Genomic DNA, 24,666 nt, shown 5'->3' with positions numbered 1-24,666 from the left:
TTTCCGGTAACCGTTCGCGCACTCGGGACAGCGGGTCTACTGTCTGTTAGCTTAGTGGCGAACTGAAGGCCGCGCAGGCGGTCAAAGGGCGACTTTATCTGTACTGCAAGGATCATCATGACACTTGTCAAACTGACTTCCGTGGCTGTGCTGGCCTTGGCCCTCGGTGCCTGCCAGAGCTTGTTCGCGCCCAATTACCGGGCCCCGCTGGAGGTCAAGCGCGACGCCTGGGAGCATGTGAAGCCCGGCTGCAGCGCCAGCGACTGCCCGCTGGTGAACATCGACACCATCCACTTCCCGGATCTGCCCAAGCTCGACGCCATCGTCGAAAAACGCCTGTTGCAGCTGACCGAAGACAACCAGCATGGCACCGCGCCCAGCACTTTGCAGGCGTATGAACAGCAATACCTGGCCAGCGCCGACAAACGCAACAGCAGCTACCTGCAAGCCAAGGTACGCGAGCAGCATGACGGGCTGGTGATCATCGAGCTGTCCAGCTACCTCGATAGCGGTGGTGCCCACGGCATGCCTGGCCGCGGCTTCATCAACTATTCGCGCAAGCTGGACAAGGTGCTGACCCTGCAGGACATGCTGCTGCCGGGCCAGGAAGAGACCTTCTGGAAGACGGTCGAGGAATCGCACCGCGCCTGGTTGATCAGCGTGGGCATGGACAAGGACGCCGAGTTCGTCAAGACCTGGCCGTTCAAGAAGTCGCCGCACATCGCCCTGACGTACGGCGCAGTGGTGGTCAAGTACGAGGTCTACTCCATCGCGCCCTATTCCATGGGCCACGTGGAGTTGAAGCTCCCCTACCCGCGTCTGAACGGTGTGCTCAAGCCCGAACTGTTTCCCGGCCGCGGCTGAAGCTCAGTAGCAGATGCAGCCCACCTGCCAGCAGCAGTGCTGGCAGGGTCGCGCCCAGCTCCGGCGCTTGCGCTGCAATCAGGTGATAGGCCACCACACCCACCGCCCAGGCCAGCAGTGCCTGCCAGTGCAAACCGTCGACCTGGGCGGGCACGCGGCGACGGCGGATCACGTAGTGGTCCATCAACACCACGCCGAACAGCGGCGCGAATACCGAGCCGATCAGCAGCAGGAAGTTCTCGTACTGGGCCAGCGGCGCCAGCAGGGCGATCAGCGTGCACAGCACGCCGATGACCAAGGCCAGGTGCTCGACTTTCACTCGCACCAGCATTCCGGTCGATACCGCCGCCGAGTGGATATCGGCGAAGGCTTTTTCTGATTCGTCCAACAGGATCAGCAGCAACGGAATACCCATCCCGGCGCCAGCCAGGGCCAGCAGCAACGCGTTGGCCTCACCGTTCGGGGCAAAGGCCAGGGTGTACGCCACACCCAGGCTCATCAGCCAGGTATTGCCGATGAAATACCCCAATACCGTGCCGCCGAACACATGCCGGCCATTGCGGGCAAACCGCGAGTAGTCGGCGATCAACGGCAACCAGGACAACGGCATGGCGATGACGATGTCGAAACCGACGGCCAGCGACATCGAGCCGTCGCCCGCGCGGCGCCACAACTCGCCCAGGTCGGCCTTGGCGAACAGGTTCCAGGTCAGCCACAGGCACGCGCCCAACAGCACCCAGATGCCCCATTTGCGCAGCACCTTGCGCACGAACGCCAGCGGCCCACTCACCGCCAGCAAGGTGGCCAGGCCACCGAAGCACAGGGTCCAGAGCATCGGGCTGTTCCACAGGCTGCCTTCGCCAAATGCGCGTGCGCCCAGCAGGCTGGCCGCGTCACGCATGACGATGATCTCGAAGGCGCCCCAGCCGACCAGTTGCAGCAGGTTGAGCAGCGCCGGCAAGCGCACGCCGTGGCTACCCAGGCTAAGGCGCAGAGTGCCCATGGCGGACAGGCCGGTGTCGCTGCCGATCACGCCGGCAGCCCCCAGCAACAGCACGCCCACGCCAGTGCCGAGGGCGATGGCCAATACCGCGCCGGCCAGGCCCAGGCCTGGGGCGAGCATGGCGCCGACCTGCAGGACCATCAGGCCGATGCCGAGGGAGAACCACAGCGAGAACAGGTCGCGGCCGCCGAACGGGCGCTGGGTGGTGGGGACCGGGTGGTCGGGGGAGAAATGGCTGGGGGTTGTCATTGTGCTTATCGCCGGAAGAATTGAAGTGATATCGCCATCCCCTGTGGGAGCGGGCTTGCCCCGCGAAGGCGTCGGGCCTGCCCAATGCATTGGCCCAGCTGACGCTTTCGCGGGGCAAGCCCGCTCCCACAAGGACTGTGAAATGCTGCTTTAGACTTTGTGATAAAGCTGGCTGCCTTCCTGGCGGAAACGCTCGGCCTGCTCACGCATACCTTGCTCGACCGAAACGTCCACGGTCTCGATCCTGGCGGCGTACTCACGCACTTCCTGGGTGATTTTCATCGAGCAGAACTTCGGCCCGCACATCGAGCAGAAGTGCGCGACCTTGGCCGATTCCTTCGGCAGGGTCTCGTCGTGGAAGGCACGCGCGGTGTCCGGGTCCAGGCCCAGGTTGAACTGGTCTTCCCAACGGAACTCGAAACGCGCCTTGGACAAGGCATTGTCACGGATCTGCGCGCCGGGGTGGCCCTTGGCAAGGTCGGCGGCATGCGCGGCGATCTTGTAAGTGATGATGCCGGTCTTGACGTCATCCTTGTTCGGCAGGCCCAAGTGTTCTTTCGGCGTGACGTAGCAAAGCATGGCGCAACCGAACCAGCCGATCATGGCCGCGCCGATGCCCGAGGTGATGTGGTCGTAACCGGGGGCGATGTCGGTAGTCAGCGGGCCGAGGGTGTAGAACGGCGCCTCGTCGCAGCACTCCAGCTGCTTGTCCATGTTCTCTTTGATCAACTGCATCGGCACATGGCCCGGGCCTTCGATCATGCACTGAACGTCGTGCTTCCAGGCGATCTTGGTCAGTTCGCCGAGGGTTTCCAGCTCACCGAACTGCGCTGCGTCGTTGGCGTCGGCGATCGAACCGGGGCGCAGGCCGTCACCCAGCGAGAAGCTGACGTCGTAGGCCTTCATGATTTCGCAGATTTCGTCGAAATGCGTGTACAGGAAGTTTTCCTGGTGATGCGCCAGGCACCACTTGGCCATGATCGAACCACCCCGGCTGACAATGCCGGTGACCCGCTTGGCGGTCAGCGGCACATAGCGCAGCAGCACACCGGCATGGATGGTGAAGTAGTCCACGCCCTGCTCGGCCTGCTCGATCAGGGTGTCGCGGAACAGCTCCCAGGTCAGGTCCTCGGCCACGCCGTTGACCTTCTCCAGAGCCTGGTAGATCGGCACGGTGCCGATCGGTACTGGCGAGTTGCGGATGATCCACTCGCGGGTTTCGTGAATGTGCTTGCCGGTGGACAGGTCCATGACTGTGTCCGAGCCCCAGCGAATGCCCCAGGTCAGCTTGGCCACTTCTTCCTCGATCGAGGAGCCCAGGGCGCTGTTGCCGATGTTGCCGTTGATCTTCACCAGGAAGTTGCGGCCGATGATCATCGGCTCCAGTTCCGTGTGGTTGATGTTGGCCGGGATGATCGCGCGGCCACGGGCGATTTCTTCGCGCACGAACTCGGCGGTGATCTCTTTCGGGATATTGGCGCCGAAGCTGTGGCCGGCGTGCTGCTGGTTGAGCAAACCTGCAGCGCGGGCTTCCTGCAGCTTCATGTTCTCGCGGATGGCGACATATTCCATCTCGGCGGTGATGATGCCCTGGCGGGCATAGTGCATCTGCGAGACGTTGGCGCCGGCCTTGGCGCGGCGCTGGTTGCGCACATGGTTGAAGCGCAGCTTGGCAAGCTCGGCATCGTTCAGACGTTGCTGGCCGAAGTTCGAGCTCAGGCCGCCCAGGCGCTCGGTGTCGCCACGCGCGTCGATCCAGGCGGAACGGACATCGGCCAGGCCTTTGCGTACGTCGATGATGACATTCGGGTCGGTGTACGGGCCGGACGTGTCATACACCAGCACCGGGGCGTTGCTTTCGCCGCCGAAGTCGGTGGGGGTGTCGTGCAGGCTGATTTCGCGCATCGGCACGCGGATGTCCGGGCGCGAGCCTTCGACGTAGACCTTGCGCGAACGCGGGAACGGTTGCACGGACTGCTGATCGACTTGCGCCGACTCACTGAGGTTGATCGTTTTTTCTTGTTTGGTCATCACAGGCTCTCCAGACGGCTTCCAAGCGGGCGGAATGTCGGGGTGAACCTGAAAGAGGCAGACGCACTCGTAGACGAGTGCAGTGCGAGGACGAGGTGCCATGAGCCGCAAGCGGCTGAGACATTCCCGGACCTGGCACAAGAGGCTCCCCGGGAAGGCGAGCAATCTTGTTCCCTACGCAGGCGCTAACCTGATCAGGTTCAACGGGATCCGCACCTATGCGATCTCAGCCTTTGCTTCAAGGCACCCCGACAAGAACATGCGCAGTCTAGACTGGAGTGGTCAGTAAAGCCAAGCGGGTAAATAGTGGCGATGATGAAAGGCGCACGCGGCGATTGTTGCCGGCTGCGCTCGGCCTTACACTGGCCCATCTTTCGAAACTCAACAGTTCAGAAATTACAATTTCGTACAAGGATTGCCTCTATGCTGCGCAAACTCTCACTGGCGATAGCCGTGTCTTGTGCGTCCAACGGAGTGGTCTGGGCAGCGGATGTGCCCACGACAGTGAAGACCGACCTGGTCAGCGTTTACCAGGAAGCGGTCGACAACAACGCCGATCTTGCTGCCGCACGTGCTGATTATGGCGCCCGCCGCGAAGTGGTGCCCCAGGCCCGCGCAGGCCTGTTGCCGAACCTGTCGGCCGGTGCCGAGATGCAGAACACCCGCACCAAACTCGATGAACCGTCGATCACTTCCAACCGCAGTGGCAACTCATGGAGCGCCACCCTGGCCCAACCGGTGTTCCGCGCCGACCGCTGGTTCCAGCTGCAGGCGGCCGAGGCGGTCAACGAGCAGGCGGCGCTGGAACTGTCGGCCACCGAGCAGAACCTGATCCTGCAGACCGCGCAAAACTACTTCGCGGTGCTCCGCGCCCAGGACAACCTGGCCGCGACCAAGGCCGAGGAAGCTGCCTTCAAGCGCCAGCTCGACCAGTCCAACGAACGTTTTGACGTGGGCCTGTCGGACAAGACCGACGTGCTCCAGTCCCAGGCCAGCTACGACACCGCCAGGGCCAACCGGATCATCGCCGAGCGCCAGGTACAGGATGCTTTCGAGGCTCTGGTGACCCTGACCAACCGCGAATACGCCTCGATTCAGGGCGTAGTCCATACCCTGCCGATCCAGGTGCCCACGCCCAACGATGCCAAGGCCTGGGTCGAGACCGCCGGTCGGCAGAACCTCAACCTGCTGGCGACCAACTACGCCGTCAGTGCCGCCGAAGAAACCCTGCGCCAGCGCAAGGCCGGGCACGCGCCGACCTTGGATGCGGTGGCCAAGTACCAGAAAGGCGACAACGACAACCTGGGCTTCAGCAACCCCTCGCAGCTGGGCGTGCGCTACAGCGGTGACGTGGAACAGACCAGCATCGGCCTGCAGCTGAATATCCCGATCTACAGTGGCGGCCTGACCAGTTCGCAGGTGCGCGAGGCCTATCAACGCCTGAGCCAGAGCGAGCAGCAACGCGAAAGCCTGCGCCGCCAGGTGGTGGAGAACACACGCAACCTGCACCGCGCGGTGAATACCGATGTGGAGCAGGTACAGGCGCGCAAGCAGTCGATCATTTCCAACCAGAGCGCGCTGGAAGCCACCGAAATCGGCTACCAGGTCGGCACCCGCAACATCGTCGACGTGCTCGACGCCCAGCGCCAGCTGTACACCTCGGTGCGCGACTACAACAACAGCCGCTACGACTACATCCTCGACAACCTGAGCCTGAAACAGGCGGCCGGGACCTTGAGCCCGCAGGACCTGGTGGACCTCAAGCGGTATCTGAAAGCGGACTACAACCCGGACAAGGACTTCCTGCCACCGGACCTGGCGGCGGCGGCGGCGAAGAACTTCGAGCGCAGGCCCTGAGATAGGCGGTGAATCGTTCGCGGGACAAGCCCGCTCCCAGGTACACTGCATACCTCAACCTGTGGGAGCGGGCTTGCCCCGCGAAGGGCGCACCGCAATGCTCACCTTATGAGGGCACCCAGCCCATCCAGCAAGCGCTGCAAGGCCCCCTGATTGGCCCGCATCACCGCCCTGCCCGCCTCGCCCATGCGTTGCGCATCCTGCGGCAATTCCACCAACCGGCGCACCGCCTCGGCCAGCCCGTCGGCATCCTCCACCTGTTGCAACGCCCCCGCCTCGCGCAGCATCGCGCTGATTTCGAGGAAGTTGAACACATGCGGCCCCATGATCACCGGCAACGCCAGCGCCGCTGGCTCCAGCGGGTTGTGGCCGCCGGTGGCGACCAGGCTGCCGCCGACGAAGGCGATGTCGGCCAGCGCGTAGAGGAACAGCAGCTCACCCATGGTATCGCCGAGCAGTACGCGGGTCTGGCCATCCACTGCTGTGCCGGCAGAACGACGCACGGTGGCGAATTGTTCAGCGCACAAAGCATGCACTGCGTCGAACCGCTCGGGGTGGCGCGGTACCAGGATCAGCAGTGCATCGCCGTGTACTTGAAGCAATTTTTGGTGCGCCTGCAGGATCAGCGCGTCTTCACCCTCATGGGTACTGGCGGCAATCCACACCGGGCGCTGGCATGCGCCCCACTGCTCACGCAGTGCCTGGGCGCGCGGCAGCAGTTGATCGTCGATTTTCAAGTCGAACTTGATCGAGCCAGTCACCTGCACGCACTCAGAACGCGCGCCGAGATCGCGAAAGCGCTGCGCCTCGGTTTCGGTCTGCACCGCAATCAGGTTCATCTCGGCGAGCATCGGCCGAGTCAGCTTGGCAAAGCGCGCATAGCCGCGGGCCGAACGCTCCGACAACCGGGCATTGGCCAGGGCCACCGGGATACCGCGTTTGGCGCACTGGTGAATATGGTTGGGCCACAGCTCGGTTTCCATGATGATGCCCAGCTTGGGCTTCACATGATCGAGAAAACGCCCCGCCGCCCACGGCAGGTCGTAAGGCAGGTAGCAATGCTGAATGCGTGGCTCGTCGGCGAACAAGGCGCGAATGCGCTCGGAGCCGGTCGGGGTCATGCAGGTGAGCGTGATTGGCAGCTCCGGATAGGCCTTGAGCAGCGCGCGCACCATGGGAGCGGCGGCGATGCTTTCACCGACCGAGACGGCATGCACCCAGATGCCTCCCTGGCGCATGGCTGGCAGGTTGCGGGCGAAGCGCTCGCCGATGCGCTGGCCGTAGGCCGGCGCTTTGCGCGCACGCAGGTACAGGCGCAGCGCAACCAGTGGCAGGCCAAGGTGAAACAGCAGGGTATAGAGGGTTCTGTTCATGGCGCCGAAGTTTACCTGATCGCGCGTGGTGCTTGGCGCAATAGGTGTTGCGCTCTTGAGATCGAGCGCCGCGCGGGCGGCGCTCGATCTCAAGGGCGCTAAAAACTTCAAGACGGTCGCCTGCCACCCTCCCCACCACAAAAAATCCCCTAGAATGCCCGGCCAGCAACCGGAGAATCACCATGAACGCCTACACCTACCTCGCCATCGCCATCTGCGCCGAAGTCATCGCCACCGCCTCCATGAAAGCGGTCAAGGGCTTCAGCACGCCGCTGCCCCTGCTGCTGATGGTAGGCGGCTATGCAGTCGCGTTCTGGATGCTGACCCTGGTGGTGCGCAGCATTCCGGTAGGGATCGCCTATGCCATCTGGTCGGGGCTGGGGATCGTGCTGATCAGCATCGCAGCCCTGGTGATCTACGGCCAGAAGCTGGACGTGCCGGCCATGCTGGGCATGGCGATGATCGTCGGCGGAGTGGTAGTGATTCAGCTGTTCTCGAAAACTGCCGGGCATTGATGCGGGCTGTATACTTGCCAGCTGTCCCAGTCTTCGAGGTACCGCCATGCCAACCGCCATTTCCACTGACGTACTGATCGTCGGCGCCGGGGTCGCAGGCCTGTGGCTGAACGCCCGCCTGCGCCGCCTGGGTTATTCGACAGTGCTGGTGGAGCGCGCCAGCCTTGGCGGCGAGCAGACCATCAAGTCCCAGGGCATCATCCATGGCGGCACCAAGTACGCCCTGCACGGCGCCCTGACCGGCGCCTCGGAAGCCATCGCCGACATGCCACGACGCTGGCGCGAAGCCCTGGCCGGCAGCGGCGAGCTGGACCTCGGCCGCACCCGCCTGCTCTCCGATGCCCATTACCTGTGGTCGCCGGGCACCCTGGCCGGCAACCTCACCAGCTTCTTCGCCAGCAAGGCGGTGCGCGGCCGGGTCGACCAGGTCAAGGGCGATCAATTGCCCCCGGCGCTGCAGGACCGTGCCTTCAAGGGCAAGGTGTATCGCCTGGCGGAGCTGGTCATCGACGTGCCCAGCCTGCTGGCCAACCTGGCTGAACTGGCCGGGGACTCGCTGCTGGCGGGTGAGCGTATCGAGCCACTGCGTGATGGTGACGCGCTGGCCGGCCTGCGCGTGGACGGACGTGAGATCCGCGCCCAGCGCATCGTCCTCAGTGCCGGCGCCGGTACAGAAGATTTGCTACGTGCCTTGGGCCTGAGCCAACCGGCCATGCAAACCCGGCCGCTGCACATGGTCATGGCCAAAGGGCCGAACCTCAAACCGTTATATGCCCACTGCCTGGGTGGCGGGCCCAAGCCACGGGTCACGGTGACCACCCACCCGGCAGCCGATGGCCAGTGGGTCTGGTACCTCGGCGGCGACTTGGCCGAAGCCGATGGCGTGGCGCGCGAGCCTGCCGCGCAAATCGCTGCGGCGCAAAAAGAAATCGCCAACCTGCTGCCCTGGGTCGACCAGAGCCAGGTGCGCTGGGCGACCTTGCGCGTCGACCGCGCCGAGCCTGCACAATCCGGCCTGGTACGCCCGGACAATGCCTTCCTCGCCGATCAACAGCACCTGCTGGTGGGCTGGCCGACCAAGCTGGCACTGGCGCCCGATTTCAGTGACCGTGTACTCGCCGCACTGCAGCGCGATGGTATTCGCCCTGGCGCTCAAACCGACCTCAGCGAGCTGCCGCGCCCACCGCTGGGCGTTGCGGCCTGGGAGCGACTGCTGCCATGACCCTGCCAACCCTGCACGACTTCCACCGCCCGCTGGGCAGCACTGGCCTCAAGGTGTCCCCTCTGGGCCTGGGCACGGTCAAGCTTGGCCGCGACCAGGGCGTGAAGTACCCAAGCGGCTTCACCATCCCCGACGATGACGAGGCCCGCTTGTTACTGGCACAGGCGCGCCAGTTGGGCATCAACCTGATCGACACGGCGCCTGCCTATGGCCGCAGCGAAGAACGCCTGGGCCCGCTGCTGCGCGGCCAACGCGATGAATGGGTAATCGTCAGCAAGGTCGGCGAAGAGTTCGAAGATGGGCAGTCGCGCTTCGACTTCAGCGCGGCCCATACCCGCCTCTCTGTCGAACGCAGCCTGCGCCGCCTCGAGACCGACCGCATCGAACTGGTGTTGGTGCATTCCGACGGCAACGACCTGGCGATCCTCGAACAGCAGGAGGTCTACCAGACCCTCGCCGCGCTCAAGCAAGAGGGCAAGATCCTTGGCTACGGCCTTTCTGGCAAAACCGTTGCCGGTGGACTGAAGGCGCTTGAACAAGGCGACTGCGCCATGGTCACCTACAACCTCAATGAGCAGGCAGAACGCCCGGTGCTGGACTACGCTGCCGAACACGGCAAGGCCATCCTGGTGAAAAAGGCCCTGGCCAGCGGGCACGTCTGCCTTGCGCCCGGTGTCGATGCAGTACAGGCCAGTTTCGAGCTGCTGTTCGCTCACCCGGGCGTCAGCAGTGCTATCGTCGGCACCATCAATCCGTTGCACCTGGCCCACAACGTGGCCGCCGTCGCCCGTATTCTGGGCCAGCATTGAGCAGTCCCTGCGCCTAGGCCTGGAGACTGACCCGACGCAAGGAGGAGCTTCGTGCCGCGTACGCTGATCCGCAAGAACCCGAGCAACTTCAAGACACTGCCGCTGCACGTCGAAGCCACCCCCGAAGGCCTGGCCTACCAGAGCATCGGCATGCCGCTGAATTTCGCCCAGACCCAGCAACGTCGGCGCGCCATTCAGTTGCCCGACAATCAACGCTTCGTGGTCGAACTGGCCAACCTTGGCGTCTCGGTGCGGCTGACCCTGCACTGGCAGAATCGGGACTATTGGGTACTGGTGCGGCAACGGCGCCAGGACCGCGGTGACGTGGTGCTGAAATTGATTTCAGGTTATGTCCCGGCTCAGGAGCTCAACCTGCCGTTGCACACCGCCGTTCAGGAAGTGGCCGAAGAATGCCTGCTGGAAACGCCGGAAGGTTGGCTGGGTGGACGCTTCAACGACACCTGGCTACCGGCGCCCTATGATGCTGCCCTGCACTACCGTGAGTCGCTGCCTTTCGTACTGACGCCAGAGTCTGGTGCTGCGCGGCCGGTGCATTGCGGCAACCTGATGTTGCTCGAGCGACCGCGAGCCTATGTGCACCTGCCTACTGCCTCGCTGCAGCTGATCTACGACATGCGCCTGCAAGTGCCCAGAGAGGCAAAGAAGCTGAGCCTGTTCCATGTCGACGAACGCCTCGAGGGCGATCAGCTGGTGGCACGGTTGAACCGCAAACGTCCGGACCTGTACCTGATGCCAGTGCAGGACGGCCAGCCGCTGGCCGAGCTGTACACGCTCAGGAAAGACGAACTGGTGCCCGCGAGCACTCGCGGACTGTACCTGGCCGAGAGCTTTGCGCGGCAGGACGGCTGGGTGGTGAGCGATGAGCGAATACGCTGGAGGGAATGGGTGAAGCAGCAGGGCTTGGTGGAGCGCAAGCCAGCCAAGGCGTCACACCTTCAGCGCTTTGGCGACAAGGCCCGGGCGCTGCTGGAGCGGGCGCGGACTTCGCTGCACAAGTGATACTGGAAGCAGGTATTGGGAGCAGGCCTGTGGGAGCGGGCTTGCCCCGCGAACCAGGGCGAAGCCCTGGCCACACACTTAGGTATTCTGGGCCGGCCCCTTCGCGGGACCAGCCCGCTCCCACAGGGGCCTCAAGTGCAGTCAGTGCTTGCGAATCTTCTCGACGATCGCGGTGGTCGAGCTGTTCTCGACCAACCCCAGCACCTTCACAGTTCCGCCATACGCCTTGACGATATCGGCGCCAACCACCTGGTCGATGCCGTAGTCGCCGCCCTTCACCAGGACATCCGGTTTGACCTGGCTCAGCAGGTTTTCCGGCGTGCCTTCGGGGAAACTGATCACCCAGTCCACAGCACCAAGACCGGCCAGCACCGCCATGCGCCGATCGACACTGTTGATCGGGCGGCCAGGGCCTTTCAGGCGGCTGACCGAGGCGTCGTCGTTAACCGCCACGATCAACCGATCGCCCTGGGCACGCGCCTGCTCCAGGTAGGTCACGTGGCCGGCGTGCAGGATGTCGAAACAGCCGTTGGTGAAGACGATCTTCTCGTTGTGCGCGCGCGCATCGTCGATGGCCAGCAGCAGTTGCTCAAGGCCCAGTACGCCACGCTCGGAACCTTCCTCACGCTGGATTGCCCGGCGCAGCTCAGGGGCGCTGATCGCCGCAGTACCCAGCTTGCCGACCACGATACCCGCTGCGAGGTTGGCCAGGGCCACTGCGTGGGGCAGGTCTTCACCGGCTGCGATGGCGGCGGCGAGGGTGGAAATCACGGTATCGCCGGCACCGGTCACATCGAAGACTTCGCGGGCACGCGCCGGCAGGTGCAGCGCCGGCTGGCCAGTGCGCAGCAAGGTCATGCCATGCTCGCCACGGGTCACCAGCAATGCACCCAGATCCAGATCCAGCAGCAACTGCAGGCCCTTGGCGACCAATTCGGCCTCATCGGCGCAACGGCCGACGATGGTTTCGAACTCGCTGAGGTTCGGGGTGATCAGGCTGGCCCCGCGATAGATCGAGAAGTCCTTGCCCTTGGGATCGGCCAGGACCGGAATGCCCTTGGCCCGTGCGGCCTGGATCAGGCTCTGGTGATTCTTCAGCGCGCCCTTGCCGTAATCGGACAGCACCAGCACCTTGACGCCTTCGAGCAGGCTGTCAACTTCGCTACCCAGCGACAGCGGGTCGGTGGCGAAGGGTTCTTCGAAATCGATACGCAGCAGCTGCTGGTGACGGCTCATGACCCGCAGCTTGACGATGGTCGGCTGATGCGCGATGCGCTGGAACACAGAACGTACGCCAGCAGCCTGCAGGCTGTTGGCCAGGCTGTCGGCGGCTTCATCCTGGCCGGTCACGCCAATCAACGCTGCCGGAGCGCCAAGGGCGGCGATGTTCAAGGCAACGTTGGCCGCGCCGCCAGGGCGGTCCTCGATCTGGTCGACCTTGACCACCGGCACTGGCGCCTCAGGCGAAATACGCGAAGTACCGCCATGCCAGTAGCGGTCCAGCATGACATCGCCGACCACCAATACCGGGGCTTGATCGAAACGCGGCATGGACAACTTCATGGGCAACCCATATGAAAATAATGAACAGGGGCAGGATATTAGCACAGGGTAAGCGACGGCTTTATGGCCAGATCGGCCCCTGGAAAATTCCGGTGACAATCGGGGCCGAACGGCCCCGATGAAGGTGTACTCAGGTGATATCGGCCTTCGCCGGCTCTTCCAGGCCCATGGCATGCAAGCGCGCATAATAGCCATTGGCTGCCAGCAGCTCGGCATGGGTTCCGCGCTCGACCAGGCGCCCCTGGTCCATGACCAGAATCTGGTCGGCCTTCTCGATGGTCGACAGGCGGTGGGCGATCACCAGCGTGGTACGGCCTTGCATGACATGATCCAGAGCAGCCTGGATATGCCGCTCGGACTCGGTGTCCAGTGCCGAGGTGGCTTCGTCGAGGATCAGCAAAGGTGCGTTCTTCAACAGCGCCCGCGCGATTGCCAGGCGCTGGCGCTGGCCGCCGGACAACAGCACGCCGTTTTCACCGACGTCGGTGTCAAAGCCTTTTGGCAGCTGGTCGACGAACTCCTTGGCGTAAGCATCGGCAGCCGCCGCCTCGATATCGGCGCGCGGTGCACCGGCCAGGTCGCCGTAGGCGATGTTGTTGGCCACCGTGTCGTTGAACAGCGTGACATGCTGGGTCACCTGCGAGACGTGACGGCGCAAGTTGCGCAGGCGGTAGTTTTCGATCTCCACGCCATCGAGCAGGATCTGCCCCTGGTCATGGTGATAGAAGCGCGGAATCAACGCCGCGAGGGTCGACTTGCCGCTGCCCGAACGCCCCACCAGGGCAATCATCTGCCCAGGCTCGGCGGTGAAGCTGATGTCGCTCAGCACTTCACGGTTGGTACCGGGGTAGGTGAAGCTCAGGTTGCGGACTTCCAGACGGCCCTCGACCCGCTCTTTCTCGACGGTACCGCTGTCGACCTCGGGCGCTTCGTCCAGCTGTTCGAAGATGCTTTCAGCACCGGCCAGGCCTTTCTGGATGGTCGAGCTGACTTCCGACAACTGGCGGATCGGCTTGGGCAGCAGGCCCGCTGCGGTAATGTAGGCCACCAGGTCACCGGCGGTGGAATCACCACGCAGGAACAGCACCAGGAACATCAAGGCCGCCATCGCGCTGTAGATCACCAGCTGCAGCATCGGCGTATACAGCGCGCCGGTCTTGGTCATGCGCAGCTGTTTATCGGTGTTGCTCTGGCTGGCACGGCTGAAACGCTGCTCTTCGTAGGCCTCGCCGCCGAAGCTGCGCACCACACGGTAGCCCTGGATGGTCTCGGAAGCGACATGCGTGACATCACCCATGGCCACCTGGATCTTCTTGCTCTGCTTGCGGAATTTCTTGCTGGCGACGCTGACCATCACCGCAATGACCGGCAGGATCGCGACCATCACCAAGGTCAGGTGCCAGTTCATCCACAACAGGTAGGCAAACAGGAACACCACGGTCAGGCCTTCACGGATCACCACCTTGATGGCATCGGTGGCGGCGCCGGTGACCATGGTCACGTTGAAGGTGATGCGCGAGATCAGGTGCCCGGAGTTGTGGTTGTCGAAATAGCGGTTGGGCAACACCAGCAACTTGTTGAACAACTCGACGCGCAGGTCATGCACCAGGGAAAGCGAGACCTTGGCCAGGAAATAGTTGCCGAGGAACGACCCCAACCCCTGCCACGCCGCAATCAGGATGATCAGCAGCGGTACCGCCTGCAGCAGCTGCAGGTCGCGCAGGTAAGGCACATTGGGGAACAACACCGCTTCCGGGTTGCTCAGGCCGTCGACGAAGTATTTGAGGATCCCGGCCAGCATCGGCTGGGTAGAAGCAAAGATCACGAAACCGACGATACTCAGCAGAAAAATGCCGATGTAGGGTTTCACGTAGCTCAGCAGCCGGAAGTAAATCTTCAGGCTGGAGGTGTGCTCCGCCGGTAGCGGTGTTTCGGCCATCATCGAGCTCGCTGTTCAGGTTGAACCGGAAATTTTACCACAGGCGTCATTTTCGGCACGCCCCCATGGCAACAACATGACCAAGCCCACCACAAGCCAGCTGATGAACCATTCGGCGCGCGGCGTCGCCGTCAGGCTGGCAGCATCGAACTGCATGGCCAGGGTGGAGAAGATCCACAGCCCAAGCAGCAGCTTGCCCAGCAGAAGATGCCGTGCGCGAACGATTTCGGCCAACGTGAACAGCCATACCGCGGTCCACAACAACATGCCGGGCCAGCCCAACTCCACTGCAACATGGGTGAACATGTTATGGGTGTGGTCGAATTCCGTGGCTGCGGCAAACACTTTATAGGAAGCGCCCAAGCCCAGGCCGGTCCACGGATGCTCACCGATCATCTGCAGCGCCGCCGCGAAGATCTCCGGGCGGTACGAAGAACCACGGGCGCTGATAAGGTCATAAGCGACGTAGAACGTCAGCCCTGTGGCGACGAGCGCCAGGGCGGCGAGCGTGGAACTGTAGCGGGTACGCAACCACAGCGGTGCGATCAGCACGGTCAGGAGCAAGGCCAACACCGCGCCCCGGCTCTGGCTGAGCATGATGAATGCGCCAAGGCAGGCCAGGGCCAAGATCCAGCCCAGTTGATAGATACGCTGGTGAGGCAACTGATAAAGCAACAGCAGCGCTGCGCAGCCGACAACGTAAGCGCCAAGGATCGGGTGGGATATTTCACCTATTCCATACAAGCGGCCGATCAGCGGGTGGTCCTGCAGGCCATAGAAATGCACGATCGAAATCAGTGCAGCGATCGCCAACAAGCCACTGCCGAGCTGCAGCAGGTGACGAATGCGGGTTGTCCCGGCTTGTGCCAGCAAAGGGAAGGCCAGCAGGAAAACCACGATGTAAACCAGCCGCTTGGCCTCTCGCACCGGCTCTTCGGCAGACGACCAGAACAGGCTCACGGCACACCAGGCCATCAATAACAGCACGCTCCCCCACAAGGCTGCCTGACGACGCCAGGCCTCCACGAGCACCGCCCTGGCCGACCACGCCAGCACCAGGGTCGGAAGCCAGAGAAACAGCACGAGCCCTTGCTGGTAGACCTTGTTGCTGGGCGCCAGGGCGATCGCGCCAAGAAACCAGACCAGACCGATCCCCAACCAGGCCCGGGCCCAGCTTTTTTGATACAACATCAGTTCCCCCGGTGAATCAAAGACACCATCATGGTGCTACGGCATTATTTTCGGCATTATTGCCGGTCATTTTGCTCGCCAGACGACAAGGCTCAACTCATGCAATGCTCTCGGCTCACCCAGGTCGACTTCGATCAGCTGACACGTGGCGCCCAGGTTCTAGAGGCAGACAGCCATGGCGCCAAAGTCTACCTGCTTGAAGATGGTAATTTCCTCAAGGTTTTTCGTAGGAAGCGTTTGATTTCATCTGCGCTATTGCGACCGTACTCCCAGCGATTCGTCGACAACGCCGCGCGCCTCGCGCAATTGGGCATCCCGACGCTCGAAGTGATCAGCCAGCACAAGCTCGACCTACCGGGCAGAACCGCCGTGCTGTACCGCCCCCTGCCGGGGCGTACGTTGCTGCAGATGTCGCGGGACGACGACTTCAGCTGGGCTGACTACCTGCCTCGGCTGATCGCACTGGTTCGCCAGTTGCACCGCAGTGGCATCTACTTCCGCTCTCTGCACCTGGGCAACGTAGTGGTCACCCCCGACCAGCGCCTGGGGCTGATCGACGTGGCAGACATGCGCTTCCTGCGCCCGCCCTTGTCTGCCCGAATGATTCGTCGCAACGTGCAACACATGGTGAGTTACATCGAACGGGAAAAGCTGGGCGACCGCTTCCCTCTGGCCGACTTCCAAGCGGCCCTGCTGGCGCGCTGAGCGCTTCAGCCGCGCAGTAGGTTCGCCGAGGCGTTCTGGAAGGCCTGCCAGGCAGCGTCAGGTGCTAGCGCCTGACGCTGCCTGGCAGCCAGCACTGCTGCTTGAGGTGCGTCACAGCAGCCTATCGCGTTGGCCCAGGCCTGAACGTCGGCAATCGGCAGGTAACAGCCAGCTTCGCCCAACTGCTCATGGAAAACCGGCAGGTCACTGCAAATCACCGGTACGTCGGCCATGACCGCCTCTTGCACCACCAGGCCCAACCCCTCGGCGCGCGAGGGCACCAGCAACCAGTCGAACGCGCGGTAGAGCTGGTGCAAGTCATCGTGATGGCCGCAGAGGCGAACGCGCTCGCTCAGGCCAAGCGCCTCGATCTGTGCCTGCAAGGTAGTGCGCAAAGGACCATCGCCGATGATTGCCAGTTGCATGTCGGGCTGCAGGGCAGCACGTGCGGCAAATGCCTCGATCAGCATCTCGAACCCTTTGCTCTCGACCAGCCGTCCGACGGCACCGAGCACCTGCCCATAGCCTTGTGGTAAAGCCAGGGCCTGGCGTGCACGCTCCCGGCTCATCAAGGATGCGACGAATGACTGCGGATCGAGCGCCATGCGCAAGGTCTGCACTGGCCGGCCAAGATCATGCTCCAAGGCATCAGCGAGCGTATGCGAGACGGCGGCAATGCTCAAACGGTCGGCCGGCAATGCGCGGAGCAACCGGACATCGCTGGCATTCAGGCGTGTCTGGCCATGGAAAAGCACCTTGGCCCGCAACCCGGGAACCTGCTCCAACAGGGGCAACACCAGGCGCGCGACACCGACACCATCGAGCAGCAGCACATCGGCGTTGGCTTGCGCCAGCGCTCTGCGCAGCCGAAAGCGCAGCCACGGCCTCAACAGGCGCCACAGGTGCCGCCCCTTCAAAGCACGTTGCGGCATATGCCATTCGCGTGTGGAACCCAGCCCACAGCACAGGCCACTGCCCAGCAACAGCCAGTTGCTGATGCGGGCGTCTGCGCCAGCGTGCGACAACACCTGCCGATGAACCTTGTGGATGGACATGTACGGCGAACCGCCCGCCCACATCATGTTGACGATGTTCATAGGGATAGCGCCCCTCTCCCGCTCAAGCCAGGTGGGACTGCGGTGTCAGTGAACAAAAACAGATATTCCCATACCTATCAAGGCACCCATGACCAGTGTCAACGCCAGCTTTACCCGGTCGCGATTACGCCGTTTGGCCTTGCGCTGAACTTCTTCAGGCAAGGTCACATGGCTGCCAAAACCCGTGTGCAACACTGCGTCGCCTTCCAGCTTGACCGCTGTAAGATTTAACTCAGCGTAGCGCCGAGAAAGCGCCTTTTCACCAGCATAGGCGGCAAATGGCGCACAGCGCTGGTAATCGCTCAAACGACGCAAGCCTGGGTTCAGGGAGAACGCCTGCCATTCGGCTTTTTCGGAGTGCAGGGGGTAGCAAGGCACCCCGGCAATCACCTGGCGCTCGCCCAGGTGAATGTACGGGCTATGGATCGCCAGGTCGTGGGCATGGCTGCGCAGCCAGACCTGCAGCACGTCGGGACTGACCTCGAGGACCGCCTTGGAATCTTCGACGAAGGCCTGGCGATAGAACTGCCAGTCGTCTTCACAGTGGAAGATATAGGGCGTCTTGACATGGCTGTAGGCCAGGTCGATCGACGCCAGCTGGCCAAGCTTGGGTCGATTGACGAATACCGTGCAGTGGGGTTTCCAATGCGCCGGTACAGCACCATGCACGGCCTCATCGCCGGAGTCTTCGGTGATGAAGACTTCACGTATGGGCGCCGTGTTGTAGCGATCGAAGCTGTCAAGGGTTTCCTTGAGCAGATCGAAACGACCGCAGCTGGTCACGACGAGCGTGACATCACTCTCTTGGGAAAAGCGCACCGGACTCCCTCCGCGTTGCGACAATCGACTTTTCGCCTACATCCGTGAAAGCGAAAGTTCTTTGAATTCAAAAGCCCAGCTTCAGCCGCAGCCGCTGCCATGTGGACAACGGCGGGTGCGGCCTGAGTGCCGGGCGCATATGGTCGACGATGCTACGGCCAACTGCCCCGAAACTGAAACGAGAAACTGCCAGATGGCGGCCATTCTCGGCAATCTGCCGAGCCAGGGCCGGGTCATCGCGCAGGATGCGCAGCTTGCGCTGCAGTGTCGGGATGTTGTCGTAGAACACGATGTTGTGCATGTCCTGCAAGCCCAGGGCGCGGTTTTCTTCCTCGCCCTGGTCGAATGCCAGCAGCACGCAGCCACAGGCCATCGCTTCGAAGTTCTTGATCATGTATTCGCCCATGCCGACATCGGCACTGACGAAGAAACGAATGCGGTTGAGCGTGTTGCCGTAATCCTCGCCGGACTTGGTGCGGGTCACCACCAGGTTTTCCACCCGGCCCAATTCATCCAGCAGCGCCTTGCGGCCACTGTAGGCGACACTGTTGGTGCTGCCGACGAACGCCAGGTCGATGTCGCGCTCGCGGCCCTGATCGCTCAGCAGATGCTCGTCATAGCCCTTGGGCACGAACACCGCATCGAAGCCTTCCTGACGCAGGCGCTCACTGACCATGTAGCCCGAACTGATCACCCGCGCCCAGGGCAGTTTGCGGTAGTGCGCGCTGAACTTGCCGGTGTACTTGCAGGGGATGTAGTTCTGATAGGCGTCATGTTCGAGGATGACCAGGTTCGGCACCGTGCGGATGAACGCCACCTGGCGGATCTCCTGCTTGAAGCGCAGGAAGAACACGATGCGGTCATAGCGCTCGACCTGCACTTCGCGCTTGAAGTAGCGGCGCAGGTTGCGCTGGTCGTCGCTGGTCAGCCAGCGCAGGTCACATTCACAGTTGGCCGCGACGCCGTCGTACAGGCGATCGAGGATCGCCCGTTGTTCCTTCTGCACCAGAAATAGGACTTTCATTACTTTCCTTGGGCGCTCTGCGCCATCGCGGTCAACCATGGGCGTGATTCACAGCTCACGACGCCAGAACAGTTCATGTCGGCGCACAGCCTTGCGGAAGAATTCGTTTTCTCCATAGGGCGACGGCCGACGCCCGGCCAGCCAGCGCTGCAACAGCCGGCGCAGGCGGCGCTTGAACGGCGCGGGCGGTTGCAGGTCGTGCATCATGCCCAGAGCCATGGCCTTGTCCTGCTGGGTTGGCAGGTCCAGCACCAGGGTGCATGGCGCCCACGGCTGGTCGGCACTCAGTTGCGGCGGCAACGCCACACCGTCTCCACTATCACCCATCGGCCAGCGGTCGTTGTCATGCAGGTGGTTGGCGTAGCACAGCAGCGTCTGTGGCTGCCACGCCAGGCCGTGCAGGGCCTCCAGTACAGCAGCCTGCGCACAGATATGGTCGGGGTGCGGGTCGAGCTGCGGGTGCGGCATGACCAGCACCTCGGGCTTGGCCATTACCAGCAAGGCGCGCAGGTCGGCCAGCAGATTGTTCCAGGTCGGCGCACCATCGTCGTCTGCCGGCAGCGGGAAGGGATTGAAGCGGCGGAATGGGCGGATATCGGCCATGTCGGCTTCACGGGAAGCGGCCGGCACGTCCGGCGTGGCCTGCATCGCGGGCAGTTGCAGGCAGAAGTAGCCCAACTGCACACAGCGCGATTCCGGTACCCCGGCCCAGCGCGGCACGGCGATGCTGTCCCAGGCGCGCAGACGGCCCTTCAGACGCGCGGCCTCGGCCTTGCCCAGCCCCATCTGCTGATAATGCTCAGCTTCGATTTCACCGGCAGTCAGGGTGACAACCCAGGTTTCCTCGGCCTGACTGTACAGGCCATAGGCAGCCAGTTCGGCATCATCGGCGTGGGGCGCGATGACCATCACCCGACGGCGCTGCACATCGATGCCGGGCGTTATCCACAGGCGCGGTTCGCCCCGCAGGCTGCAGTGGCGGCCGCGCATCCGCAGCGTACCCGCCTGCAGCGGCGCGGCAAGGCCAGTGAGATTGATGAAGCGAACCCCGTCGACACCACGCTCGAACGCCTGTCGGTCACTGAGCTCATTGGCCAGCACCTCGACACGCGGGTCGAGAAAGCGCCCCAGCCATCGGCTTTTCACGCCTATTTCGAGGATCAGCGTTTCATCACCCTGCAATGCCGTATCGACCTTCAGCAAGCCATCACGCAAGGCAACCGGCACCTGGCGAGTTTGCTCGCCGAAGTTGTAGGCGTAGTCCTCGCCAGGCGCGTAGAACAGATGATCGGCGAACCAGGCCTCGTGGGCGGCCCAGAGCAGCGGCAACAGCAGAAGCGGCAGCCACCAGTAAATGAATACGCCAAGGCCAACCAGCGCCACCAGGCCGGCAAGCAGCCCCAGGCGTTTGTTGCGCCGATGGCGCTTGAGCAACTGCTGCTTGCGGCTCACGCCTGAAACACCGGCACAGGGTTGCACCAGCGGTCCTTGTACTCGCGGTCGGCACGGCCGAACGAGAAGCGCAGGGGCTTGTTGCGGGCGCGGGCATCTTCCCAGGCCGCCTGGGTGTTGAGGAAGCTCAGTACGCTGCCCGGGCTGAACGCCTTGGTTTCCGGGTCGACGCCGCCATTGACGTACTCGACGCTGATCCACTCCGGCGCTTCCACCCGATAGACCAGCTGAATGGCGATGGGCTTGCCATCGAGCAACAGCACCGAGCCGATCAGCAGTTCACGCAAGCGCTCCAATACATCGGCCATGTGCTCGGCACCCGTGGCCGGGAAGCCCCAGCGGCGCTGGAACAGGTCCCGGTACATGGCGGCGATCTCGACGGCGCTGAAGTCGCTGATCGGGCGCACGACGCCGCCGGCCTCTTCCAGCAGACGCAACTCGCGGCGCTGGTTGTAGCGGAATTTCTTCGACAGGTCTTCAGGGGTGCGAGCCATGGCCAGCTGCTCCTTCTGCGCCTTGAGGCCGCTGAAGCGCCCCTGGTTCAGCTCGGACAGGTAGCGTGCGGCATGGCGCAATGGCGCCGCCGCATCGGCGGCGGCAGGCAGGATGATCTCGGCATTCCCCAGGTCGAACAGGCCTTTCTTGCCGGCACGTTTGAGCACGTCTTTGGACAGCGCCAGGTGGCGGCCCCAAGTCGGCACAGCGGCCTTCAACTCACCGGCCTGATGCCAACCCAGATAGCGCACGGGAATTTGCGCCAGGTCGGCGAGTTGTTCGATCACCTGCGGATGCGTGGCAACACTGCCGCCGAAACGCGCCCATGCCTCGGCATAAGCCGCTGCATCGATAACTTGCCAGCCGCGCTCACGGAAGGCCTGGATGTGATTGAGCATCATGCCTGCTTCACCTGCAGTGCCTGCACCTGCGGCAGCTGCCAGAACGCTTGGCGCACCGCCTGGTCGGAGAAACGCTCCTGCAAGCGCTGCAGCATGTGCACGGCGCAGGCTTGGCGCTGCTGCGCGTCCAGCACCGACATGTGCTTCAGGCCCTGGGCCAGCTGCGCGGCATCGCCGAGCGGGAACAACACGCCCACGCCCTCGACCACCTCGCGAGCACCGCCGCAAGCGGTAGCCAGCACAGGTACACCGGCCACCATGGCTTCGAGCAAGACCATGCCGAACGGCTCGTGGTCGGAACTCAAGGCAAAAACATCGAAGGCCTGGAAATAGCGACGGGCATCCGGCACCTGGCCCAGGAAGTCGACTTGCCCGGCAATGCCCAGCTCGGCGGCCAAAGCCTTGAGCGACATTTCCAGGCGTCCCTTGCCCAGAATCGCCAGCCGAGCGCCGGCCGGCAACCCCGGCAATGCTTCGGCAAAGCCGCGCAGCAATGTAGCCTGATCCTTGTCCGGATGCAGGCGGCCGACGTTGCCAACGACCCATGCCTGCGCATCCAGGCCCAGGGCCTGACGCGCTTCGGCACGCGGTACCAAGGCCGCTTGCAAGGCCTCGATGTCGATACGGTTGTACAGCGTCTGGATGCGCTCGGCCGGCCACTGCGGCAGGCAGCGGCGCATGTCGTCGCGCACCGCATCCGACACGCCCAGCAGGCTCAAACGTTTGCTGAACAGGTTGGCGAACAGCCGCCGCCCCTTGCGCTGATAATCGCCAAACGCATGATGCACGCCGATCACGGGTAAACCGGTGGCCAGCAAGGCCACGTAGATCGGCTTGAAACGATGCGCTATGCAGAAACTGAAATTGCGCTCGGCGGCGATCTGGCGCAGGGCGCGAATGGCGTCAAGCTTCAGGCCACGCACGGCCTTGGAACTGAATTCGAGAAACAGCACCTCGTCCGACCCGCAGCCGGCCGCAACCTGCGGGTCGGCTGCGCCGGTGAGGAATACGGTGGTGACCTTGTAGCCACTACCCTGAAACAGGCTGGCGTACTGACGGGCACAGTCGAGGAACGGCCCGTCATAGCCATGGCAGAACTGCAGGATGCGCGGTTCAGAGCGGCTGGTCATACGCGGCTGCGCCGTCCTTCACCACCAGGATGTCTTCCATGATCAGGTACTGCAGGTCCGAGCCGAAGAACATGTTCAGCGCATCGGTCGGCGAGCAGATCATCGGCTCGCCACGGCGGTTCAGCGAGGTGTTCAGCGACACACCGTTGCCAGTCAGGTCTTCCAGCGCCTTCATCATGTCGTAGTAGCGTGGGTTGTACTCGCGCTTGAGCACTTGGGCACGCGAGGTGCCATCCTCGTGCACCACCTCCGGCACACGAGTCTTCCACTCTTCGGCAACTTCGAAGGTGAAGGTCATGAACGGCGCCGGGTGGTCGACCTTGATCATCTGCGGCGCGACGGTGTCGAGCATCGATGGGCAGAAAGGTCTCCAGCGTTCGCGGAACTTGATCTGGTGGTTGATGCGGTCTGCCACGCCTTCGACGCTCGGGCAGCCGATGATCGAACGACCACCGAGCGCACGCGGGCCGAACTCCATGCGGCCCTGGAACCAGGCCACCGGGTTGCCATCGACCATGATCTGGGCGATCTGCTGCGGCATGTTGTCGAGCTTGCGCCACTTCGGCTGGTCCGGGTGACGGGCGCAGGCGGCGATCACGTCCTCGTTGGAGTACGACGGGCCGAGGTAGACGTGCTCCATCTTCTCGACCGGCACGCCACGGGCGTGGGAAACATAAGCGGCGGCACCGACTGCGGTACCGGCATCGCCGGAGGCCGGCTGGACGAACAGTTCTTTCACGTCCGGGCGGGCGATGATCTTCTGGTTGAGCTTGACGTTCAGCGCGCAGCCGCCGGCAAAGGCCAGCTTGCCGGTTTCACGCAGGGTGTCGCCCAGGTAGTGGTCGATCATCTGCAGGGCCAGCTTCTCGAACAGCGCCTGCATGCTGGCTGCGTAGTGGATGTACGGCTCGTCGGCGATGTCGCCTTCGCGCTTGGGACCCAGCCATTCGATCAGCTTCGGTGAGAAGTAGAAGCCCTTGCCCTTCTCTTTATAGCGGCGCAGGCCGATGACGTTGGCGTACTCGGTGTTGATCACCAGTTCGCCGTTTTCGAAGCTGGCCAGGCGCGAGAAGTCGTATTTGCTGGCGTCGCCATACGGCGCCATGCCCATAACCTTGAACTCGCCGTCGAGCATTTCGAAGCCGAGGAATTCGGTGATCGCGCCATACAGGCCGCCCAGCGAGTCCGGATCGAAGAATTCCTTGATCTTGTGGATCTTGCCGTTTTCGCCGTAGCCGAAGAAGGTGGTGGCATACTCACCCTTGCCGTCGATGCCAAGGATCGCGGTTTTCTCTTTGAAGCCCGAGCAATGGTAGGCGCTGGACGCGTGGGCCAGGTGGTGCTCGACCGGCTCGATCTTGACCTTTTTCGGGTCGAAGCCCAGCTGCTCCAGGCACCAGACGATCTTCTTGCGATAGCGCTTGTAGCGGCGGTTGCCCATCAGGATCGCGTCGAGGGCGCGGTCCGGGGCGTACCAGTAGCGCTTGGCGTAGTGCCAGCGGGCCTTGCCGAACAGGCTGATCGGGGCGAATGGGATGGCGACCACGTCGACGTCGGACGGCTTGATGCCAGCCTGTTCCAGGCAGAACTTCGCCGACTCGTAGGGCATGCGGTTCTTCGCATGCTTGTCACGCACGAAGCGCTCTTCTTCGGCGGCGGCAATCAACTTGCCGTCGATGTACAGGGCCGCGGAAGGGTCATGGCTAAGGGCGCCGGACAGGCCAAGAATCGTCAATGCCAAGGGATTAGCCTCTTCATTCGGTAGAGATGCGCCAGCGGCCTCGTGGGCGGGTGGCGGCTAAAAGGCGGGATTATAACGCAAACAACAAAAGAGACACTGCATTAACCTGTAGGAGCGGATTCATCCGCGAACACCGGCGAAGCCGGTGCTATCCAGCGCGTCGCCT

The 24,666-nt window shown here is 63.2% G+C and carries 20 protein-coding genes and 1 riboswitch; of the genes, 7 read left to right on the top strand and 13 right to left on the bottom strand.

The window, feature by feature from the left end; all coding sequences use genetic code 11:
• Window positions 1-117: 117 nt before the first annotated feature.
• Window positions 118-864 (top strand): RsiV family protein, encoded by a 747-nt coding sequence (locus ACIPZF_RS06730; protein ID WP_400796778.1) that lies wholly within the window; start codon window positions 118-120, stop codon window positions 862-864.
• Here ACIPZF_RS06730 and cytX read toward each other — a convergent pair.
• Both cytX and thiC read right to left on the bottom strand, forming a co-directional pair.
• A complete protein-coding gene (gene cytX / locus ACIPZF_RS06725; protein WP_400796775.1) occupies window positions 833-2,116 on the bottom strand; it encodes a putative hydroxymethylpyrimidine transporter CytX in 1,284 nt (427 codons plus the stop codon). The genes ACIPZF_RS06730 and cytX overlap by 32 nt on opposite strands.
• Window positions 2,117-2,266: 150 nt before the next feature.
• The gene (gene thiC / locus ACIPZF_RS06720; RefSeq protein WP_400796772.1) at window positions 2,267-4,147 is read right to left on the bottom strand and encodes a phosphomethylpyrimidine synthase ThiC; all 1,881 of its coding nucleotides are present in this window, start codon (window positions 4,145-4,147) and stop codon (window positions 2,267-2,269) included.
• Between the two features lie 154 nt (window positions 4,148-4,301).
• Window positions 4,302-4,408, bottom strand: a riboswitch (TPP riboswitch).
• Window positions 4,409-4,570: 162 nt separating this feature from the next.
• Between thiC and ACIPZF_RS06715 the strand changes: the two genes are divergently transcribed.
• Window positions 4,571-6,004, top strand: coding sequence for a TolC family outer membrane protein (locus tag ACIPZF_RS06715; protein WP_400796770.1), 1,434 nt, complete (start codon window positions 4,571-4,573; stop codon window positions 6,002-6,004).
• A 101-nt stretch (window positions 6,005-6,105) separates the two neighbouring features.
• On the opposite strand, the gene waaA is transcribed toward ACIPZF_RS06715, so the two are convergent.
• Window positions 6,106-7,377 carry a lipid IV(A) 3-deoxy-D-manno-octulosonic acid transferase gene (gene waaA / locus ACIPZF_RS06710; RefSeq protein WP_400796768.1) on the bottom strand — a complete coding sequence of 424 codons (1,272 nt, stop codon included), beginning with the start codon at window positions 7,375-7,377 and terminating at the stop codon, window positions 6,106-6,108.
• Between the two features lie 182 nt (window positions 7,378-7,559).
• Between waaA and ACIPZF_RS06705 the strand changes: the two genes are divergently transcribed.
• Genes ACIPZF_RS06705 through ACIPZF_RS06690 form a run of 4 tightly spaced genes read left to right on the top strand, consistent with a single transcriptional unit; the run spans window position 7,560 to window position 10,943 of the window.
• Window positions 7,560-7,892, top strand: a complete 333-nt coding sequence (locus tag ACIPZF_RS06705; RefSeq protein ID WP_400796766.1) for a DMT family transporter — start codon at window positions 7,560-7,562, stop codon at window positions 7,890-7,892.
• Between the two features lie 46 nt (window positions 7,893-7,938).
• Complete coding sequence (locus tag ACIPZF_RS06700) at window positions 7,939-9,114, top strand: NAD(P)/FAD-dependent oxidoreductase (RefSeq protein WP_400796763.1); 1,176 nt, start codon at window positions 7,939-7,941, stop codon at window positions 9,112-9,114.
• Window positions 9,111-9,923, top strand: coding sequence for an aldo/keto reductase (locus ACIPZF_RS06695; RefSeq protein WP_400796760.1), 813 nt, complete (start codon window positions 9,111-9,113; stop codon window positions 9,921-9,923). The genes ACIPZF_RS06700 and ACIPZF_RS06695 overlap by 4 nt, the downstream gene beginning before the upstream one ends.
• Window positions 9,924-9,974: 51 nt before the next feature.
• Window positions 9,975-10,943: a metal ABC transporter ATPase gene (locus ACIPZF_RS06690; protein ID WP_400796757.1), complete on the top strand. Its 969-nt coding sequence runs from the start codon at window positions 9,975-9,977 to the stop codon at window positions 10,941-10,943.
• A gap of 141 nt (window positions 10,944-11,084) precedes the next feature.
• Here ACIPZF_RS06690 and hldE read toward each other — a convergent pair whose 3' ends face one another.
• The 3 genes from hldE to ACIPZF_RS06675 all read right to left on the bottom strand — a co-directional run bounded on the left by hldE (window position 11,085) and on the right by ACIPZF_RS06675 (window position 15,636).
• Window positions 11,085-12,506: a bifunctional D-glycero-beta-D-manno-heptose-7-phosphate kinase/D-glycero-beta-D-manno-heptose 1-phosphate adenylyltransferase HldE gene (hldE, locus tag ACIPZF_RS06685; RefSeq protein ID WP_400796754.1), complete on the bottom strand. Its 1,422-nt coding sequence runs from the start codon at window positions 12,504-12,506 to the stop codon at window positions 11,085-11,087.
• A gap of 130 nt (window positions 12,507-12,636) precedes the next feature.
• Window positions 12,637-14,445 carry a lipid A export permease/ATP-binding protein MsbA gene (msbA, locus tag ACIPZF_RS06680; RefSeq protein ID WP_400796751.1) on the bottom strand — a complete coding sequence of 603 codons (1,809 nt, stop codon included), beginning with the start codon at window positions 14,443-14,445 and terminating at the stop codon, window positions 12,637-12,639.
• A gap of 15 nt (window positions 14,446-14,460) precedes the next feature.
• Window positions 14,461-15,636, bottom strand: a complete 1,176-nt coding sequence (locus ACIPZF_RS06675; protein WP_400796748.1) for an O-antigen ligase family protein — start codon at window positions 15,634-15,636, stop codon at window positions 14,461-14,463.
• Window positions 15,637-15,735: 99 nt separating this feature from the next.
• On the opposite strand from ACIPZF_RS06675, the gene ACIPZF_RS06670 reads away from it, so the two are divergent.
• Window positions 15,736-16,341, top strand: a complete 606-nt coding sequence (locus ACIPZF_RS06670) for a toluene tolerance protein (RefSeq protein WP_400796745.1) — start codon at window positions 15,736-15,738, stop codon at window positions 16,339-16,341.
• 5 nt (window positions 16,342-16,346) lie between these two features.
• Here the strand turns inward: ACIPZF_RS06670 and ACIPZF_RS06665 are convergent, their stop codons facing one another.
• From ACIPZF_RS06665 to ACIPZF_RS06635, 7 genes are all read right to left on the bottom strand, one after another.
• Window positions 16,347-17,438 carry a glycosyltransferase gene (locus tag ACIPZF_RS06665; protein WP_400796742.1) on the bottom strand — a complete coding sequence of 364 codons (1,092 nt, stop codon included), beginning with the start codon at window positions 17,436-17,438 and terminating at the stop codon, window positions 16,347-16,349.
• Window positions 17,439-17,483: 45 nt separating this feature from the next.
• Window positions 17,484-18,257 (bottom strand): glycosyltransferase family 2 protein, encoded by a 774-nt coding sequence (locus ACIPZF_RS06660; RefSeq protein ID WP_400796740.1) that lies wholly within the window; start codon window positions 18,255-18,257, stop codon window positions 17,484-17,486.
• A gap of 67 nt (window positions 18,258-18,324) precedes the next feature.
• Complete coding sequence (locus ACIPZF_RS06655) at window positions 18,325-19,281, bottom strand: glycosyltransferase (protein WP_400796738.1); 957 nt, start codon at window positions 19,279-19,281, stop codon at window positions 18,325-18,327.
• A gap of 48 nt (window positions 19,282-19,329) precedes the next feature.
• Window positions 19,330-20,733, bottom strand: a complete 1,404-nt coding sequence (locus ACIPZF_RS06650; RefSeq protein WP_400796735.1) for a PIG-L deacetylase family protein — start codon at window positions 20,731-20,733, stop codon at window positions 19,330-19,332.
• Window positions 20,730-21,626 carry an antimicrobial resistance protein Mig-14 gene (locus ACIPZF_RS06645; RefSeq protein WP_400797136.1) on the bottom strand — a complete coding sequence of 299 codons (897 nt, stop codon included), beginning with the start codon at window positions 21,624-21,626 and terminating at the stop codon, window positions 20,730-20,732. Before ACIPZF_RS06645 ends, ACIPZF_RS06650 begins: the two co-directional genes overlap by 4 nt.
• Window positions 21,626-22,759, bottom strand: coding sequence for a glycosyltransferase (locus ACIPZF_RS06640; RefSeq protein WP_400796732.1), 1,134 nt, complete (start codon window positions 22,757-22,759; stop codon window positions 21,626-21,628). Before ACIPZF_RS06640 ends, ACIPZF_RS06645 begins: the two co-directional genes overlap by 1 nt.
• Window positions 22,743-24,500: a carbamoyltransferase gene (locus ACIPZF_RS06635; protein ID WP_016501928.1), complete on the bottom strand. Its 1,758-nt coding sequence runs from the start codon at window positions 24,498-24,500 to the stop codon at window positions 22,743-22,745. Before ACIPZF_RS06635 ends, ACIPZF_RS06640 begins: the two co-directional genes overlap by 17 nt.
• Between the last annotated feature and the right edge of the window lie 166 nt (window positions 24,501-24,666).

Origin of the sequence: Pseudomonas sp. NPDC089752, from assembly GCF_044748725.1 — a bacterium.
Classification (GTDB): Bacteria; Pseudomonadota; Gammaproteobacteria; order Pseudomonadales; family Pseudomonadaceae; genus Aquipseudomonas.
This window is presented reverse-complemented; position numbering and strand designations above follow the sequence as displayed.

What these genes read in the sequence shown, in the direction of transcription:
- ACIPZF_RS06730 (WP_400796778.1), top strand. Translation starts at nt 118, where the DNA reads ATGACACTTGTCAAACTGACTTCCGTGGCTGTGCTGGCCTTGGCCCTC.
- cytX (WP_400796775.1), bottom strand. Translation starts at nt 2,116, where the DNA reads ATGACAACCCCCAGCCATTTCTCCCCCGACCACCCGGTCCCCACCACC.
- thiC (WP_400796772.1), bottom strand. Translation starts at nt 4,147, where the DNA reads ATGACCAAACAAGAAAAAACGATCAACCTCAGTGAGTCGGCGCAAGTC.
- ACIPZF_RS06715 (WP_400796770.1), top strand. Translation starts at nt 4,571, where the DNA reads ATGCTGCGCAAACTCTCACTGGCGATAGCCGTGTCTTGTGCGTCCAAC.
- waaA (WP_400796768.1), bottom strand. Translation starts at nt 7,377, where the DNA reads ATGAACAGAACCCTCTATACCCTGCTGTTTCACCTTGGCCTGCCACTG.
- ACIPZF_RS06705 (WP_400796766.1), top strand. Translation starts at nt 7,560, where the DNA reads ATGAACGCCTACACCTACCTCGCCATCGCCATCTGCGCCGAAGTCATC.
- ACIPZF_RS06700 (WP_400796763.1), top strand. Translation starts at nt 7,939, where the DNA reads ATGCCAACCGCCATTTCCACTGACGTACTGATCGTCGGCGCCGGGGTC.
- ACIPZF_RS06695 (WP_400796760.1), top strand. Translation starts at nt 9,111, where the DNA reads ATGACCCTGCCAACCCTGCACGACTTCCACCGCCCGCTGGGCAGCACT.
- hldE (WP_400796754.1), bottom strand. Translation starts at nt 12,506, where the DNA reads ATGAAGTTGTCCATGCCGCGTTTCGATCAAGCCCCGGTATTGGTGGTC.
- msbA (WP_400796751.1), bottom strand. Translation starts at nt 14,445, where the DNA reads ATGGCCGAAACACCGCTACCGGCGGAGCACACCTCCAGCCTGAAGATT.
- ACIPZF_RS06675 (WP_400796748.1), bottom strand. Translation starts at nt 15,636, where the DNA reads ATGTTGTATCAAAAAAGCTGGGCCCGGGCCTGGTTGGGGATCGGTCTG.
- ACIPZF_RS06670 (WP_400796745.1), top strand. Translation starts at nt 15,736, where the DNA reads ATGCAATGCTCTCGGCTCACCCAGGTCGACTTCGATCAGCTGACACGT.
- ACIPZF_RS06665 (WP_400796742.1), bottom strand. Translation starts at nt 17,438, where the DNA reads ATGAACATCGTCAACATGATGTGGGCGGGCGGTTCGCCGTACATGTCC.
- ACIPZF_RS06655 (WP_400796738.1), bottom strand. Translation starts at nt 19,281, where the DNA reads ATGAAAGTCCTATTTCTGGTGCAGAAGGAACAACGGGCGATCCTCGAT.
- ACIPZF_RS06645 (WP_400797136.1), bottom strand. Translation starts at nt 21,626, where the DNA reads ATGCTCAATCACATCCAGGCCTTCCGTGAGCGCGGCTGGCAAGTTATC.
- ACIPZF_RS06640 (WP_400796732.1), bottom strand. Translation starts at nt 22,759, where the DNA reads ATGACCAGCCGCTCTGAACCGCGCATCCTGCAGTTCTGCCATGGCTAT.